The 16,399-nt window shown below is 68.8% G+C and carries 18 protein-coding genes; 12 read left to right on the top strand and 6 right to left on the bottom strand.

Going from position 1 to position 16,399, the window contains the following annotated elements; translation table 11 throughout:
- Positions 1 to 43: 43 nt before the first annotated feature.
- Positions 44 to 2,653, bottom strand: coding sequence for a BTAD domain-containing putative transcriptional regulator (locus G7043_RS04305; RefSeq protein ID WP_166044056.1), 2,610 nt, complete (start codon positions 2,651 to 2,653; stop codon positions 44 to 46).
- A gap of 4 nt (positions 2,654 to 2,657) precedes the next feature.
- Entirely contained in the window at positions 2,658 to 3,419 is a 762-nt protein-coding gene (locus tag G7043_RS04300) for a helix-turn-helix transcriptional regulator (protein ID WP_166044054.1), read from the bottom strand.
- A gap of 49 nt (positions 3,420 to 3,468) precedes the next feature.
- On the opposite strand from G7043_RS04300, the gene G7043_RS04295 reads away from it, so the two are divergent.
- The 4 genes from G7043_RS04295 to G7043_RS04280 all read left to right on the top strand — a co-directional run bounded on the left by G7043_RS04295 (position 3,469) and on the right by G7043_RS04280 (position 7,281).
- On the top strand, positions 3,469 to 3,867 hold the full coding sequence (locus tag G7043_RS04295) for a DUF2000 domain-containing protein (protein WP_242641833.1): 399 nt from the start codon (positions 3,469 to 3,471) through the stop codon (positions 3,865 to 3,867).
- Between the two features lie 13 nt (positions 3,868 to 3,880).
- On the top strand, positions 3,881 to 4,825 hold the full coding sequence (sigJ, locus tag G7043_RS04290) for an RNA polymerase sigma factor SigJ (protein WP_166044052.1): 945 nt from the start codon (positions 3,881 to 3,883) through the stop codon (positions 4,823 to 4,825).
- An 82-nt stretch (positions 4,826 to 4,907) separates the two neighbouring features.
- Positions 4,908 to 6,047 carry an NAD(P)/FAD-dependent oxidoreductase gene (locus tag G7043_RS04285; RefSeq protein ID WP_166044050.1) on the top strand — a complete coding sequence of 380 codons (1,140 nt, stop codon included), beginning with the start codon at positions 4,908 to 4,910 and terminating at the stop codon, positions 6,045 to 6,047.
- A 28-nt stretch (positions 6,048 to 6,075) separates the two neighbouring features.
- Positions 6,076 to 7,281, top strand: a complete 1,206-nt coding sequence (locus G7043_RS04280) for an MFS transporter (RefSeq protein WP_166044049.1) — start codon at positions 6,076 to 6,078, stop codon at positions 7,279 to 7,281.
- Here the strand turns inward: G7043_RS04280 and G7043_RS04275 are convergent.
- Complete coding sequence (locus G7043_RS04275; RefSeq protein ID WP_166044047.1) at positions 7,191 to 8,015, bottom strand: alpha/beta fold hydrolase; 825 nt, start codon at positions 8,013 to 8,015, stop codon at positions 7,191 to 7,193. The genes G7043_RS04280 and G7043_RS04275 overlap by 91 nt on opposite strands.
- On the bottom strand, positions 8,012 to 8,695 hold the full coding sequence (locus tag G7043_RS04270; protein WP_166044045.1) for an SRPBCC domain-containing protein: 684 nt from the start codon (positions 8,693 to 8,695) through the stop codon (positions 8,012 to 8,014). Before G7043_RS04270 ends, G7043_RS04275 begins: the two co-directional genes overlap by 4 nt.
- 136 nt (positions 8,696 to 8,831) lie before the next feature.
- On the opposite strand from G7043_RS04270, the gene G7043_RS04265 reads away from it, so the two are divergent.
- Positions 8,832 to 9,416, top strand: coding sequence for a DUF998 domain-containing protein (locus G7043_RS04265; protein WP_166044043.1), 585 nt, complete (start codon positions 8,832 to 8,834; stop codon positions 9,414 to 9,416).
- A 61-nt stretch (positions 9,417 to 9,477) separates the two neighbouring features.
- Here the strand turns inward: G7043_RS04265 and G7043_RS04260 are convergent, their stop codons facing one another.
- Positions 9,478 to 9,702, bottom strand: a complete 225-nt coding sequence (locus tag G7043_RS04260; protein ID WP_166044041.1) for a zinc-ribbon domain-containing protein — start codon at positions 9,700 to 9,702, stop codon at positions 9,478 to 9,480.
- Between the two features lie 82 nt (positions 9,703 to 9,784).
- On the opposite strand from G7043_RS04260, the gene G7043_RS04255 reads away from it, so the two are divergent.
- From G7043_RS04255 to G7043_RS04225, 7 genes are read left to right on the top strand one after another with little or no spacing between them, the layout of a single operon-like run.
- Positions 9,785 to 10,375, top strand: coding sequence for a nucleotidyltransferase family protein (locus tag G7043_RS04255; protein WP_166044039.1), 591 nt, complete (start codon positions 9,785 to 9,787; stop codon positions 10,373 to 10,375).
- On the top strand, positions 10,338 to 10,586 hold the full coding sequence (locus tag G7043_RS04250) for a BON domain-containing protein (protein ID WP_166044037.1): 249 nt from the start codon (positions 10,338 to 10,340) through the stop codon (positions 10,584 to 10,586). Before G7043_RS04255 ends, G7043_RS04250 begins: the two co-directional genes overlap by 38 nt.
- Complete coding sequence (locus G7043_RS04245; protein WP_166044035.1) at positions 10,583 to 11,305, top strand: metallophosphoesterase family protein; 723 nt, start codon at positions 10,583 to 10,585, stop codon at positions 11,303 to 11,305. The genes G7043_RS04250 and G7043_RS04245 overlap by 4 nt, the downstream gene beginning before the upstream one ends.
- A complete protein-coding gene (locus tag G7043_RS04240) occupies positions 11,302 to 13,059 on the top strand; it encodes a thiamine pyrophosphate-requiring protein (RefSeq protein WP_166044033.1) in 1,758 nt (585 codons plus the stop codon). Before G7043_RS04245 ends, G7043_RS04240 begins: the two co-directional genes overlap by 4 nt.
- Positions 13,056 to 14,006, top strand: coding sequence for a TIGR03557 family F420-dependent LLM class oxidoreductase (locus G7043_RS04235; RefSeq protein WP_166044031.1), 951 nt, complete (start codon positions 13,056 to 13,058; stop codon positions 14,004 to 14,006). The genes G7043_RS04240 and G7043_RS04235 overlap by 4 nt, the downstream gene beginning before the upstream one ends.
- 27 nt (positions 14,007 to 14,033) lie before the next feature.
- Positions 14,034 to 14,699, top strand: coding sequence for a DUF6766 family protein (locus G7043_RS04230; protein ID WP_166044028.1), 666 nt, complete (start codon positions 14,034 to 14,036; stop codon positions 14,697 to 14,699).
- A gap of 29 nt (positions 14,700 to 14,728) precedes the next feature.
- Positions 14,729 to 15,130: a hypothetical protein gene (locus tag G7043_RS04225; RefSeq protein ID WP_166044026.1), complete on the top strand. Its 402-nt coding sequence runs from the start codon at positions 14,729 to 14,731 to the stop codon at positions 15,128 to 15,130.
- A gap of 80 nt (positions 15,131 to 15,210) precedes the next feature.
- Here G7043_RS04225 and tuf read toward each other — a convergent pair whose 3' ends face one another.
- A complete protein-coding gene (gene tuf / locus G7043_RS04220) occupies positions 15,211 to 16,392 on the bottom strand; it encodes an elongation factor Tu (protein ID WP_166044024.1) in 1,182 nt (393 codons plus the stop codon).
- Positions 16,393 to 16,399 lie beyond the last annotated feature (7 nt).

The raw sequence follows: 16,399 nt of genomic DNA, 5'->3' as shown, positions 1-16,399 counted from the left end.
CAGGGCGGGCGGGGTTGCGGTGGGTGATCGACGTGGTGTTGCTTCACTCGAACGGGGGCGGCTTTGAGGCGGGCCCCAGTTCGTTGAGGACCTCTTCCACGTGCTGCTTGGCCGCCGCGTGCATCCAGCCGAACCCCAGTTCTTGCTGGGCTTCTCGCAACAACGCTTCGGCGCGCGCCGGTTCTCCGCGGCGCTGGGCGATCTTGGCCAGACCGGCGTTCGCCAGCGCTCGGGTGGCGGCCAGACCGGCCTGCGTGGCCATCTCCAACGCCTGGAGGTAGTCGCGTTCGGCCGCGTCCTGGTCGATGTCGAGCAACCGGTCCGCGCGCCGCCCGCGCAGTTCCGCGAGTTCCTCCTTGGCGCCCAGTTCACCGACCGCCCGGAGTGCCTCGTCGGTGAGCGCGAGGGCCTCGCGCGGATCCTCGGTGAGGTTGGCCAGCACGTCCAGGACCTGGGCCGCGCCCCAGCGTTCGCCCAGGTCCTGGAACTGCCGCAGCGCCGCGCGGGACTGCTCGATCGCCTGCGCGCGGTCACCGTGCCGGGCCCAGGTGAGGTAGGAGTTGCTGAAGCCGATCAGGCCCTGGACCCACGGGTCGTCGCTGCGCTCGACCTCGTCCTGCAGGTCGGTGCGCGGCGCGGCGGGGTCGGGCGGGCCGGTGAGCATCGCCCACGCGATCAGCACGAAGGGTTGTTCGATCGGGCCGCGCAGCTGCGTGAGCACGGCCGGCACGCGTTCCGGAGCGGCCAGTGCGAGCAGGATCGCGTACCGCTCGGTCGTCTCCTCCTCGACGAGCGTGAGGAGTTTCTGGGCCACGCCTTGGACTTCCGTGCGGCTGCCCTTCACGTACCAGTACCACGAGAGATCGCTGACGAACTGCAGCGCCAGGTCCGGGTCGTGTTCGGTGGCCCACTCGACGGCCTGCAACAGGTTCGCGTGTTCGGCGGTCAGTCTGGTGAACCACTCCACCTGGTCTCGCCGGCGCAGCTCGGGATCCGCGCGACGAGCCAGTGCGTGGAAGTACGCGGTGTGCTCGGCGTCGACCCGTTTGTGCTGCGAGCAGAACTCGCGAATGGTCTCCAGCATGCGGTAGCGGCCATCGCCGGCCTCCACCAAAGACTTGTCCACCAACGCTTCCAGCACTTCGACGTCGTGCCCGCAGACCTGTTCGACGGCGTCCAGCGTCGCCCCGCCGCTGAACGTGGCCAATGCCGCCGCCAGGTCGCGTTCGTCGGAGTCGAGCAGGTCCCAGCTCCACTCCACGACGGCCCGCAGGGTCTGGTGGCGCGGTGCGGCGGCGCGGTTTCCCTTGGTGAGCAGCCGGAAACGATCGTTCAACCGGTCCGAGATGTCCTGTGTGGTCAACGTCCGGGTGCGGGCCGCGGCGAGCTCGATCGCGAGCGGGAGGCCGTCGAGTTCGCGGCAGATGTCGACGGTGTGCCGGTCCTGCACGAAACCGGGGTTCACCAGGCGGGCGCGGTCGACGAACAACGCCACGCTCTGCTCCGGGTTCAACGGCGGAACCGGACACAGCGTCTCGCCGGTGATGCCCAGCGCTTCCCGGCTCGTGGCCAGGATCCGCAACGACGGGCACGTGGTGAGCAACCGCTGCGCCAGGTGAGCGGCCTGAACGATCACGTGCTCGCAGTTGTCCAGGATCAGCAACGTGTCGCGCTCGCGCAGGGCGAGCGCGAGCCGATCTTCCGGCGCCAGCACGGTTTCCTTGAGCCCCAACGCGTGCAGCGTCGCCGCCGCGACGTCCTTGACCGGGGCCAGGTCCACGAAGATCGCGTCCGGACCGGCGCTTTGCAGAGCCAGCCTGGTCTTTCCCGCGCCGCCGGGACCGGTCAGCGTGACGAGCCGCGAGGTCAGCGCGGCGATCCGCCGCAGTTCTTCTTGCCTGCCAACGAAACTGGTCAGCTGCGAGGGAAGTTCGCGGTGGGTCTGCCCGCGCAGGATCTGCAGGTGGACGGCACGCAGTTCCTCCGAGGGATCGGTGCCGAGCTCGTCGGCCAGCATCGCCTTGGCGTCCTCGAACGCCTGCAACGCCTCGGCCTGGCGACCCTGCTGGTTGAGCGCCTGCATCAGGTAGCCGCGCAGGCGTTCGTCCAACGGGTGCTGCCGGACCAGGTCCGCGATCTCCTGCACGTCGGCCTTGCCGAGCCGGATCCGCGCGGCCATCAGGGAACTCGTCGCGGTCGCCCGCTGCTGTTCGAGCCGGGTCGCGTGGTCCGCGGCGTGGACGTCGGCGAGCGCCGGACCGCGCCACAACTGAAGTGCTTCGGACAACAGGGATTCCGCTGCCTGTGGATCACCTTGTTCCAACGCCCGCTGACCGTCCGCCGCGAGCGCGGCGAACCGGTGCGCGTCGACCCGCTCCGCCGGCAGGGCCAGCCGATAGCCGGCCGGGTAGAACTCGATCAGCGCGGCGTCGCCGAGCGCCCGGCGCAGTCGCGAGACCTGGCCCTGCAGGGCGTTCGCGGCGTCGGACGGCGGCTCGGAGCCGTAGAGCTCGTCGATCAACCGGTCGAGCGGGACGATGTCGCCCACCCTGATGGCCAGCAACGCCAACAGGGTGCGCGGCCGCGGGCCACCCACCGAGATCCTGCCGTCCGGGGAGTGCGCCTCAACTGGGCCGAGAATGCCGACGTGCACGGTGTCAGCGTACGAAGCGGCCGGGACTCGTACCCAGGACACGGCGAAAATGGCGCGTGAGATGCGACTGGTCGTGGAACCCGGCCAGCACCGCCACCTCGGCCGCCGCCAGCCCGTCCACGAGGTACCCACGAGCAAGATCGACCCGGCGGCCGGTCAGGTAGCGGTGCGGCGGCAACCCGAACCGCCGGCTGAACGCCCGCACCAGGTGCGTCGGGCTGGTCTGCAGCTCGGCGGCGGCCTCGGCGAGCGTGATCCCGGCGGGCAGGGAGGCGTCGAGCAGCTGCCGCAACCGGTCGGCGAGCGTCGGATCCGCGTGCACGACCGGTGACGTGCCCGCGAAGTGGTGCGTGAGGCGGTCTGTGATCAACGCCAGCCGGCTCGACGCTTCGAACGGGTCCTCCAGCGCCAGGTGCAGCTGGTGCACCCGTTGCCGCAGCAGCGGATCGACGAGCATGGGCGTGTCGACGGCCTTGCCAATCAGCTCTTGCGGCAACACCGAGTCGTCCAGGTACAGCACGCGCTTGTGGAAGCCGGTCGGGTACGCGGACCTGCCGTCGTGTGGCACGTGCGGCGGCAACAACGTGACGCCGTCCACGAGAGCGCCGTGCTCGTGACGGTCCAGTTCGTACCGCACGGCACCCGTGTCTAGCAGCATCAACGTCCACGCGTCGTGCGTGTGCGCGGGGTAGACGTGCGTGGTGAACCGCGCGTGGAAGACCTCCCTGATGCCTTCCACGGCGGGCTTCCACGCCGCGATGCTCATGTCAAGAACGTACAAGACGCGAAACCGGCACACCCGCGATCGTGGGTCCATGTTCGACACCAAGATCGCTGTGTTGCTGCGGGACGACCTGGCCGGCTGGCAGGCGCTGAACGTCACCGCCTTCCTCGTCAGCGGGCTGCCCGAGGAGCTTCGAGGCGAGCCCTACATCGACGCCGACGACGTGACCTACCTGCCGATGTTCGGACAGCCCGTGGTGGTCCTCCAGGGTGACAAGGACCTGGTCATGAAGGCCCACGAGCGCGCTCTCAACCGCAACCAGGCCATGACCGTCTTCACCGCGGACCTGTTCGCGACCGGCAACGACGAGGACAACCGCGCCGCCGTCCGCAAAGTGCACACCCAGGACCTCGACCTGGTCGGGATCGCCGTGCACGGCCAGAAGAACGCCGTCGACAAAATCTTCAAGGGCGCGCGCATGCATCCGTGATTGACTGCGAACCATGCTGGTGGGGACGCGTGAGCTTGAGGTGTTCGAGAAGTTCAGGCCGCGGATGGAGGCGATCGCGTATCGCCTGCTGAGTTCGGCCAGCGACGCCGAGGACGCGGTGCAGGACACGTACCTGCGCTGGCAGGCGGCTGACCACGAGAACATCGAGACGCCAGAGGCGTGGCTGACGAAGGTGCTCACCAACCTCTGCCTCAACCGGCTCACCTCGGCGAAGGCCAGGCGCGAGACCTACGTGGGCCAGTGGCTGCCCGAGCCGGTCTTCGCCGGTGACCGGATGCTGGGCCCGTCCGAGACCGTCGAGCAGCGCGAATCGGTCTCCATCGCGATGCTCACCCTGATGGAACGGCTCACGGCCAACGAACGGGTCGTGTACGTGCTGCGCGAGGCGTTCGGCTACGCGCACAGCGAGATCGCCGAGATGCTCGACCTCACCGAGGCGAACTGCCAGCAGATCTACCGGCGTGCCAAGCAGCACCTGGCCACCGGCCGGACCCGCGTGGAGATCGACGCGGCCGGTGCGCGCCGGATCGTCGAGGAGTTCCTCGCCGCGGCGCTCAGCGGCAACACCGACTCGCTCGTGAAGATGCTCTCCGACGACGTGGTCAGCGCGGGCGACGCCGGTGGCGTGTTCATCAGCCTGCCGCGGCCGGTCACCGGTGCGCTCAGGGTGGCGAGGTTCCTGCGCACCCTGCTCACGCCGGACGACGCCAAGCGGGACATGATCGGCGGCAGTCCGTCGTTGTTCGCCGAGGTCGTCAACGGCGTTCCCGCGCTGGTGGTGGTGGCCGCGGGCCGGGTCGCCGTCGTCGTCACCCTCGAGGTGACCACCGACGGCATCGCGGCCGTCCACACCCTGGCCAACCCCGCCAAGCTCGACCGCGCCACGCGTCAGTGGGCCACGGCCGCACACGGGGAGCCCGTCATCGAAAGCTGGTGACGCAGGTCACATCCCACTCCTGTCAGGTTTCGCGCCGCTGCCCGGTTCAGGGAGCGACAACCCACCGGACAGGAGTGAAACCATGACGCACCGCATCGTCGTTCTCGGAGCCGGATACGCCGGAGCCAACGCGGCCGGACGCCTCGCCAAGCGGCTGCACCCCGCCGACACCGAGATCGTTCTCGTCAACGCCGACGCCGAGTTCGTCGAGCGCGTGCGCATGCACCAGCTGGCGGCCGGTCAGGACCTGAAGGTGCGCAAGCTGACCGACGTCTTCGCGAAGACGGGCGTGCAGGTGCGCATCGCGCGGGTCAACGCCGTCGACGCCGAACGCAAGATCGTGGACACCGACGGCGGCGACATCGCCTACGACACCCTCGTCTACGCGCTCGGCAGCGCTGCCCACGGCGTTCCCGAGCACGCCTACGACATCGCGGGCAAGCAGTCCGCGCTGCGCCTGCGGGCTCGGCTCGCGGAACTCGGCGCGGGTGCCGCCGTGCTCGTCGTCGGTGGCGGTCTCACCGGCATCGAGGCCGCCACCGAGATCGCTGAGGCGCGGCCGGACCTCGACGTCTCGCTCGCCACCCGAGGTGAGTTCGGATCGTGGCTGAGCGACAAGGCCCACGGCTACCTGCGCAAGGCGTTCGACCGGCTCGGGATCACCGTGCACGAGGGGGTCGACGGTCGGGAGATCCCGGCTGACGTGACGGTGTGGACCGCCGGCTTCGCCGTTCACCCCATCGCCGCCGCCACGACCCTGGAGGTCTCACCGACGGGGCAGATCGTCGTGGACGAGACGATGCGGTCCGTCTCGCACCCGGACGTGTACGCCGTCGGTGACGCCGCGTTCGCCGTCGGCGGGAGCGGTTCGCTGTTGCGGATGTCGTGCGCCTCAGGCGTTCCGACGGCACACCTGGCGGCCGACGCCATCGCCGCGCGTCTGACCGGCCGCGCGATCCCGGAGAACAAGATCGGTTACACCGGACAGTGCATCAGCCTCGGCCGCAACGACGCCATGGTGCAGTGGGTGACTCCCGACGACCAGCCCAAGCCGTCCGTCCTCACCGGCAAGGTGGCCGTGCGCGTCAAGGAGCTCATCTGCAAGAGCGCGGCGTGGAGCATCTCGCACCCGACGGTGCTGGCCCCGTCGCGTCGTCGGCGGATCAGCACGGCCGGCGCGGAATTGGCCCAAGGAAGCAACGCCGCCTTGTCCCACGACTAGGGCCAATCGGCGTCCTACGGTCTAAGTCATGACCAGGCGACTCGCGTACGCACAACTGACGAACTCTATCGGTGACGGCGGGTTTCTCGTGGTGTCGGCGCTGTACTTCACCCAGATCGTCGGCCTGAGCGCGGCACGGGTCGGGCTCGCCCTGACCCTCGCCTGGGGCGTCGGAGCCGTCGCCGGTGTGGCGTTGGGACATCTCGCCGACCGGCTGGGCCCGCGCACCACCGCGGTCGTGCTCGCGGCAGCGACGGCGCTGAGCATCTCGATCCTGCTCTTCACCCGCAGCTTCCCGGCGTTCGTGCTGGTCATGTGCCTGTATGCGAGCTTCCAGAGCGGACTGCAGGCGTCCCGGCAGGCCCTTCTCGCGGGCCTCACCACGCCGGAGGAACGCACCCGAGCCCGCGCCCGGATCCAGTCCACGGCCAACGCGGGCATCGCGATCGGCGCGGCGATGGGCGGGTTCGCCCTGCACCTCGGCACCGAAGCCGCCTACACGGCTGTGTTCGTGCTCGACGCGCTCAGCTTCCTCGCCGCCGCGGCGATCCTCAGCACGCTGCCGGAGACCGTGATGACCCGCGCCAAGGGCAAGTTCGACGTGCTGAAGGATCGCCCGTACGCGCTGATCACGCTCATCAACGCCGTGATGCTGCTCTACATGCCGTTGCTGAGCCTGATCATCCCGCTGTGGATCGTGCAGCGGACCGAGGCGCCGACCTGGCTCGCCGCCGCTCTGCTGGTGCTCAACACCGGGGCCGTCGTGCTGTTCCAGGTCCGGATCGCACGCCGTGCCAACGGTTTGACCGAGGCGTCGACGCTCGTCCGGCACGCCGGGCTGATCATGCTCGCGTCCTGCGCGGTCTTCGCGGTGACGGCGTTCAGCTTCGGGGCCTGGTCCGCGGCGGCGCTGTTGATCGCGGCCGCCGCGCTGCAGGTGCTCGGCGAGATGATGCTCGCCTCCGGAGCGTGGGAGATCAGCTTCACCCTCGCGCCCGCCGACCGGCAGGGCCAATACCAGGGCTTCTTCGCGACCGGAACGGCCGTGGCCCGGATGGTCGGCCCCGCGCTGCTCACCACCGTCGTGCTCGGCTGGGGCTCGATCGGCTGGCTGCTGGTCGGCGGGCTGTTCGTCGTGGCCGGTTACGCGATGGGGCCCGCGGTGCGCTGGGCCCGCGAGAAGAACTCCACCAGCACCGGTGCGGCGGCCGAGGACTTGAGCATGTGCGTCTGACCGGGAAGCTCCTGGTACTCCACGTCTCCGAGCACCTCCGCGACGTTCTTCATCGTGTTGCGGAGGTATTCGGGGCTCTTGCCGCCGTTCATGACGAGCGTCGGCACCTTGATCTTCCAGCGGTCCGCCCGCAACGGCCGGCCGCGGCCGTCGTCGCCGAGGATGCGCAGGTCCCACGGCAGCGTGTGGGCGACCAGCTTCAGCTTCTTCCACACCGGGGTCAGCTTCATGATCGCGAGGCCGAAGCCGGGCACACCGACCATCTTCATGAACTTCGAGATCATGCCGGAACGGTCGTCGCGAGCGAGCATGCCGTCCATCTGCTCGACGATGTCGGCGGGACGCGGGGTGTACGTGTCGTCCACGACCATCGGCAGCTCGTAGATCGCCAGCCGGGTGATGGACGTCAGCTTCGTGGCGGCGTCGAGCGCGAGCACCGCACCCGAGGAAACGCCGAACACGAACGCCGACCCGCCGGCTTCCTTGATCAGCGCTTCGAGGTCCTCGATCTCGCGTTCCTCCGACCACGGCGTCGTGCCGTCACCGGTCTCGCCGCGGCCGCGCCGGTCGTAGGTGTAGACGGTGAAGTCCTTGTCCAGCACGGACGCCAGCTCGGTGGACGGACCGAACATCCGGTGACACATCGCGCCGTCCACGAGGATCAGCGCGGGCCCGGAACCGGTGATCGAGTGTGCGATCTCGGTGCCGTCGGCGGAGGTCGTGAAGCGCGTCATTTCCGGTCTCCCAAGGTGGTGTCGAGGAAGACCTGCCAGTCCTGCACGGACTCGTCGCCCTCGAAGACGTGGTGTGCGGCGATGAACGGGCCGAAGAACCCGCGCATGAACCGGTAGATGCCCTTGTCGGTGCGCAGGCCGAGCGTGTGGGCGTTGCGGTGGTACTCGACGGCGTCCGGGAGCTTCTCGGTCAGCGCCGCGTCGAGCTTCTTCCAGGCCTCGTCCCAGTCCGAGACCATCGGGCCGAAGACCGTGAGCGGGCGGGCCGTGCGGCCGGCGAAGTGGGTCAGGTACTCGGCCAGCGTGCTCCGGAACAGCGCGCCGCCCAGCGTCATCGCCTCGAACTCGTCCGCCCAGTCGTCGCCGGGCAGGAAGCCGCTCGTCACCATCCGCAGCACGGTGCTGCTGTGCTCGCGGCCCTCGATGAGGAACTCGTAGGCGATGAACCGGCCGTCCGGCGCCTCGCCGCTGTTGTAGGCGAAGTGGCGCAACGGCTCCGACGCGGTGATCTCGCTCGTCGGCTGGTACCCGCCGAAGGCCATCTTGACCTGGCCGTTCGCCACCTCGTTGCGGCCCATGAACCACGAGTCGATGCCAGGCCCGGTCGCGATGGCCGTCCAGACGTCGTCGACGGACGCCGGCACCTCGATGTCGTCGGTGCTTTCGAACGCGTGGCCCATCGGCCCTCCCCTTCGTGGTGCGTGGATGGTCCCATCTTGCCGCCGACAATTCTCTTCGTCAAGACAGTAGCTCTAGTCTTGACAAGAAAAATTGTCGGTGGTTCCGTTCTCGGCACCGAAACCTTTGGAGGAAGTCATGTCCCGCATCGCTTGTGGTGTCGTCGCCGGCCCGCTCTACCTCGTCGTCGGGTACGCCCAGGCCTTCACCCGCGAGGGCTTCGACCTGTCGCGGCACCCGTTCAGCATGCTCAGCCTGGGGTCGCTGGGCTGGATCCAGATCGCGAACTTCGTCGTGAGCGGCGCGCTGTTCGTCATCGCCGCGACCGGCATGGCCAGGCACACCAAGTGGGGTGCTCGGCTGATCGGTCTGATGGGGGTGGGGATGATCCTCGGCGGGGTGTTCGTCGCCGATCCAGGCCTCGGCTTCCCGGCGGGCGCACCGGACGGGCCGCCCGCCTCGATGTCGTGGCACGGCGCGTTGCACGCGGCGGCGTTCGGCATCGCCATGATCGGCTGGATCGGCGCGTGCTTCGTGTTCGCGCGTAGGCTCGGAGGATGGCTGGCGGTGGTGAGCGGCCTGACGGGCGTGCTCCTGATGGTGCCGATGGCGTTCCTCGGCAACCCCGGTGGGACCGTGCTGCTCTACGCGGTGGCGACGGCCGGCTGGATCTGGACGTCGCTCGTGTCCCTGAGGCTGAACCGGCCTGCCTTCTCGAGCTGATCTGCCCGGAGTGCGGGCGCGTCACCACCGACGACGACGCGCCCGGTTGTGAGGCGTGCCGTCAGACGAGCTGACGGGCGTGGATCTTGCTGATGTCGTAGGAGACACCGCAGAACGTGCACTGCAGCCCGTACCTGCTGCTGATGGTGAACAGCGGGATGAAGAAGATGGTCGGCTTGGTGTAGCGCCGGAACAGGTTGTGCGCGGACTGGTGGTGGCAGTGCCCGCACACCAGCTGCAGCATCCGCAGCTGCTGGATCGTCGTTCGCCAGCCGAAGATGACCATGTGGGCTCCTGAGGGGTCCGTTTCACCCTATTGACGCGCGGCCGGTGGTTCTCGTTGCGCTCGGGTGGGTAGCCGGTAGTGCATGAGCGACGTGCAGGACGAGCTGCTGCGGACGTTGACCAAGGTCGCCAACGCCCTGCGCAGCGCGGAGATCCCCTTCGCGTTGACAGGTGGATGCGCGGGCTACGCGCGGGGCGGACCGGCGAGTGAACACGACGTGGACCTGCTGGTGCGAGAGCAGGACGCGACCGAGGCGGTGCGGGTTCTCGTACAGCGGGGACTGCGGGCCGCGGAGCCACCGGAGGACTGGCTGCTGAAGGTCTACGACGGGGATTCGTTGGTGGACCTGTTGTTCCGCCCCAATGAGCGCCCGGTCACCGACGAGATCCTCGCGATGGCCGAGGAGATGCCGGTCGGGTCGGTGATGTTGCCGGTGATGCCCGCGACGTTCGTGCTGAGCAGCAAGCTGCTCGTGCTGGACGGGCACCGGTGCGACTTCAGCGAGCTGCTGCCCTTCGCGCGCGCTTTGAGAGAGCAGATCGACTGGGAGCAGGTGCGCAAGGAGACCCAGCACTCGCCGTACGCCGAAGCGTTCCTGGTGCTCATCGAACGTCTGGAGATCATCGGGAGGGGCAATGGAATCCGAGCAGTACCTCGCGGCAAACCTGCGTAGGACGGTCGCGGAGGACCCCAGAACAGCCGAGCTCGGCGTGCGGATCACCGTGCGCGGTGATCACGTGATGCTCTCCGGCGACGTGGCGTGCGAGGACCGCAGGAAGGTGCTCGAGGAGGTGCTGCACGAGGCGGCACCCGAGTTGACGATCTTCAACGACGTGCGCGTGACGCCGGCGGGCGAACCGGAGGGTGAGGAGGACCTGCGATGATCCGGATCGCCGCGGTCGGGGACGTGCACCTCGGCGAAGACATGCGCGGACGACTGAGGCCCGCGCTCGAGAAGGTCGGTGAGCACGCCGACGTGCTGCTGCTGGCCGGTGACCTCACCCGGCACGGCACGGTCAGCGAGGCCCAGGTCGTCGCGGACGAGTTCGCCGATCTGCCGGTGCCCGTCGTCGCCGTGCTCGGTAACCACGACCACCAGGACGACAAGCCGCTCGAAGTCACCAAGACGTTGCAGGACAAGGGCATTCACGTGCTGGAGGGCACGAGCTTCGAAACCCGGATCAACGGCTGCACGCTCGGCGTCGCCGGGGTCAAGGGGTTCGGCGGCGGGTTCGCCGGCAAGTGCGGCAGCGCGTTCGGCGAACGCGAGATGAAGGCGTTCATCCAGCACACCTGCGACATCGCGGAGACCCTGGAGCAGGCACTGTCCGAACTGGACACCGACATCAAGGTCGCGCTGACGCACTACGCGCCGGTGCCGGACACGTTGCGCGGTGAGCCGCCGGAGATCTACCCGTTCCTCGGCTCGTACCTGCTGGGCGAGGCGATCGACCGCACCGGCACGCATCTCGCGGTGCACGGTCACGCGCACTTCGGCACCGAGCAGGGCATGACCCCAGGCGGGGTGCGGGTCCGCAACGTCGCGCAGCCCATCATCCGCTCCGCCTACACGGTCTACGTCATGGAAGGTGCTTCCGCATGACCGTCGGAGATTTCATCGTCCAACGCCTGCGCGACTGGGGAGTCAAGCAGGTGTTCGCGTACCCCGGCGACGGCATCAACGGGATCGTGGCGGCGTTCGGCAAGGCGGACAACGACCCCGCCTTCATCCAGACCCGGCACGAGGAGATGGCCGCGTTCGCCGCGGTCGGCTACGCGAAGTTCAGCGACGAGGTCGGCGTGTGCCTGGCGACCAGCGGTCCCGGCGCCATCCACCTGCTGAACGGGTTGTACGACGCGAAACTCGACCACGTGCCGGTCGTCGCGATCGTCGGCCAAACCGCCCGCACCGCGCAGGGCGGCAGCTACCAGCAGGAAGTCGATCTGCACTCGTTGTTCCGCGACGTCGCCTCGTTCCTGGTCGACGTGACGGTGCCCGAGCAGTTGCCGAACGCGCTGGACCGGGCGATGCGCACAGCCGCGGCCGACCGCGCGCCGGCCGTGCTGATCATCCCGAACGACGTTCAGGAACAGGACTACGAGCCGCCCAAGCACGAGTTCAAGTACATCCCGTCGAGCCCGCCCTCGCGCCCGTCGTCGTGTGTCGTGCCCGCCAACGACGAGGTGCGGCGTGCGGCAGAGGTGCTGAACACGGGGGAGAAGGTCGCGATCCTGATCGGCCAGGGCGCCCGCGGGGCGGCCGCCGAGGTGCGCGAGGTCGCGGACCTGCTCGGGGCCGGCGTCGCGAAGGCGTTGCTGGGCAAGGACGTGCTGCCCGACGACCTGCCGTACGTGACCGGGTCGATCGGGCTGCTCGGCACCCGGCCGTCGTACGAGATGATGCGCGACTGCGACCGGTTGCTGATCGTCGGATCGAACTTCCCGTACTCGCAGTTCCTGCCGGAGTACGGCAAAGCGCGCGGGGTGCAGATCGACGTCGACGGCCGCTCGATCGGCATGCGCTACCCGACCGAGGTCAACCTCGTGGGCGACGCGCGGGAGACGTTGCGCGCGCTGATCCCGTTGCTGGAACGCAAGAACGACCGCTCGTGGCGGCAGACGATCGAGAAGAACACGAAGCGCTGGTGGGAGGTCGTCGAACGGCAGGCGCACGCGCCGGCTGATCCGGTCAACCCGATGCTGATCGTGTCGGAGCTCTCGAAACGCCTGCCGGCCAACGCGATCGTCACCGCGGACTCCGGTTCCGCGACGAACTGGTACGCCCGCCTGCTGCGCATTCACGGCAACGTGCGGTCGTCGCTGTCCGGCACGCTGGCCACGATGGGCTGCGCGGTCCCGTACGCGTTGGGTGCCGCGTTCGCCAAGCCTTCACAGCCGTTGATCGCTCTCGTCGGCGACGGCGCGATGCAGATGAACGGCATGGCGGAGCTGTTGACGTTGCGGCACCACAACATCCGTTGCGTGGTGTGCGTGTTCCACAACAACGACCTCAACCAGGTCACGTGGGAACTGCGGGCGATGGGCGGGGCGCCGAAGTTCGAGGTGTCGCAGGAACTTCCGGACGTCTCGTACGCGGCCTACGCGCGTTCGATCGGCTTGCAGGGCATCGAGGTCGACTCACCGGACCAGCTCGGGCCGGCGTGGGAGACCGCTCTGGCTTCGGACGGCACGGTGGTGCTCGACGTGCGCTGCGACCCGAACGTGCCGCCGATCCCGCCGCACGCGACGTTCGACCAGATCAAGGACATGACCGAAGCGGTGCTGCGCGGCGACCCCGACGCGTGGGACGTGCTGCGCCGCGGCCTGACCACCAAGATCCAGGAGTTGCTCCCGTGAAGCTCGGCTATTTCCTGTCCTCGGAAGAACACGGCCCGCGCGACCTGGTCCAACACGCCCGCATGGCCCAAGAGCAGGGCTTCGAGGCGCTGTGGATCTCCGACCACTACCACCCGTGGAACGACGAACAGGGCCAGTCGCCGTTCGTCTGGGGCACCATCGGAGCGCTGTCCGAGACGGTGTCCATGCCGATCACGACCGCCGTGACCTGCCCGACCGTCCGCATCCACCCGGCGGTCATCGCCCAGGCGGCGGCCACCGCGGCCGTGCAGTGCGAGGGCCGGTTCGTGCTCGGCGTGGGCAGCGGCGAGGCCCTGAACGAGCACGTGCTGGGCTCGCACTGGCCGTCCGCGGACGTGCGGCTGGAGATGCTGGAAGAAGCGATCGGCATCATCCGCACGCTGCACCAGGGCGACGAGCTCACCCACCACGGCAAGCACTACACCGTCGAGAACGCCCGCGTGTACACCGTGCCCGAACGCCCGGTGCCGATCTACGTGTCGGCGTTCGGCCCCAAGGCGGTCCGGCTCGCGGCGCGCTGCGGCGACGGGTACATGTCCGTCGGCCCGGCCGGTGACCTGGTCGAGCAGTACCGCGCGGAAGGCGGCCGCGGACCGGCGCAGAGCGGGTTGAAGGTCTGCTACGCCGAGTCCGAAGAGGACGCGGTGGCCACCGCGCATCGCCTGTGGCCCAACGACGGCCTGCCCGGCGAGCTGGCCCAGGTGCTGCCGACGCCGCGCCACTTCGAGCAGGCGTCGGAGCTGGTGACGCCGGAGATGATCCGGTCGGCGATCCCGTGCGGGCCCGATCCGGAGAAGTACGCGGAGAAGATCAAGGAGTTCGCCGACGCCGGGTTCGACGAGGTCTACGTGCAGCAGATCGGGTCCAACCAGCGGGAGTTCTTCGACTTCTGGGCCAAGGAGGTCGTCCCGCTGATCGATGTTTAGCAGCAGGTGCGCGGGGCACCCGGTCCTATGAGGAGATTCCTGCGCGAGCACAGCCTGACGCTCGTCTTCGGGGGGCTTTTCCTCGCGGCGCTGGTCGGTCAGTTCTTCGCCGGGCACGCCGACTACAACGAGCGTCAGGCCGCGTTGGGCCAGCCCGAGCTGGCACTGGGGTCCTACCTGTTCTCCGCCGACTTCCTAGTCGACGTCGTGGAGAACTGGCAGTCCGAGTACCTGCAGTTCTTCCTGTACGTCACGGCCACCGTCTGGCTGATCCAGAAGGGTTCACCCGAGTCCAAGCCGGTGGGCAAGGCCGGCCACGAGAGCGACGAGGAACAGCAGGTCGGCCAGTACGCGAGCGAATCGTCACCGAAGTGGGCACGCACCGGTGGCTGGCGCACCGCGGTGTTCTCGAAGTCGCTCGGCCTCGCGATGCTGGTGCTGTTCCTGTTCTCCTGGACGATGCAGTGGATCGCGGGCTGGTACGCCAACAACTCCGACCCGCTGGCCGAGAAGATGGGGCTGGTCGACTACTTCTTCTCCGCCGACTTCTGGAACCGCTCGCTGCAGAACTGGCAGTCCGAGTTCCTGGCGATCGCGTCGATGGCGATTCTCAGCGTCTACCTGCGGCAGCGCGGTTCGCCCGAGTCGAAACCGGTGGGAGCGGCGCACTCGACGAGCGACGAGTCGGGCTAAGATCGGTCGCATGACCATCAGAAAGGGCCATGCCGCGTAGGCGCCCCGCTCCGGTCCGCGCCCGTGAGCTGCACGGCCGACCGATCAGACAAGTCTCCAGGGTCTCCGCACCCGCGTTGCGTGCCATCGCCAGGTTCGAACGCATCCACTACACACCCGGCTCCGTCGCCGGAGCGCTCGACAGCTGGTCCCGGTTCGTGCACGGGCCTGCGCGCGTCATCACGGGTTATGGGACCGAGCTGAATCCCTGTCCGTGCTGCGATTCGCTCGACCCGTACGTGGAACGCCGCGTTCTTCGCAGAGCCCTGATCGCCTTGCCCGCCAGGGCGGCCCGCGAGTTGCGCGCACTCGTCCGGCCGCTCGACGACCTGTACCTCGCTCGCTCGATTCCCAGTCCGGAGCACGCCGAACTGCGCGGCCTGCTCGAATGACGAAAGCGCGGCGGGACAAGTTGTCCCGCCGCGCCCTCAAGGCAGCGCGACCACCTTCGCGGGCCGTCAACCGCCGCCCTCTAGGCGAGGATCTCGCCGACCGTGCCGGCACCCACGGTCTTGCCGCCCTCGCGAATCGCGAAGCCGAGTCCGGTGTCCATCGCCACCGCCTTGCCCAGCTCCACCGTGACCTCGACGGTGTCACCTGGCAGTGCCAGCGTCCTGTCGAGCTCGACCACCCCGACGACGTCGCCGGTGCGGAAGTGGAACTGCGGCCGGTAGTTCGTGGCGATACCGGTGTGCCGGCCGCCCTCCGCGTGGGACAGCAGGTACACCGTGGCGCGGAACCTGGTGTGCGGCGCGACGCTGCCGGGCAGGGCCAGCACCTGGCCGCGCCTGACCTCGCCACGGCGAACACCGCGCAGCAGCACCGCGGCGTTGTCTCCCGCCTGGGCCTGCCGCATCGGCTTGCCGAACGTCTCGATGCCGGTGGCCACCGAGGTGACCGCCGCGCCGAGACCGAGCACCTCGACCGCGTCGCCGAGGCCGAGCACGCCGCGCTCCACCGCGCCGGTCACGACGGTGCCGCGACCGGTGATGGTCATGACGTTCTCGATCGGCATCAGGAAAGCGCCGTCGAGATCCCGTTCCGGCACCGGCACGTGCGTGTCCACGGCGTCCAGCAGCGCCTTGATCGACGCCGTCCACCGCGGGTCACCCTGCAGCGCGCGCAGGCCGGACACCCGCACCACCGGCGTGGCGTCGCCGTCGAAGCCGTACTGGGAGAGCAGGTCGCGGATCTCCAGCTCCACCAGGTCGAGCAGCTCCGGGTCGTTCACCGCGTCGGCCTTGTTCAGCGCCACCACCACGTGCGGCACGCCCACGCGGTGCGCCAGCACCACGTGTTCGCGCGTCTGCGGCATCGTGCCGTCCTCGGCGGACACCACGAGGATCGCGCCGTCCAGCTGCGCCGCACCTGTGATCATGTTCTTCACGTAGTCGGCGTGGCCGGGCATGTCGACGTGCGCGTAGTGCCGCGTGGGCGTCTCGTACTCGACGTGCGCGATGTTGATCGTGATGCCGCGGGCGAGCTCCTCCGGAGCGCGGTCGATGCGGTCGAACGCGGTGAAGGTGGTGCCCGACGGGTCCATTTCGGACAGCACCTTGGTGATCGCCGCCGTCAGCGTGGTCTTGCCGTGGTCGACGTGCCCCATGGTGCCGATGTTCAGGTGCGGCTTGGCGCGCACGAACTCTTGCTTCATTGCCCTT

Source organism: Lentzea alba (genome assembly GCF_011067745.1).
GTDB lineage: Bacteria > Actinomycetota > Actinomycetes > Mycobacteriales > Pseudonocardiaceae > Lentzea > Lentzea alba.
This window is presented reverse-complemented; position numbering and strand designations above follow the sequence as displayed.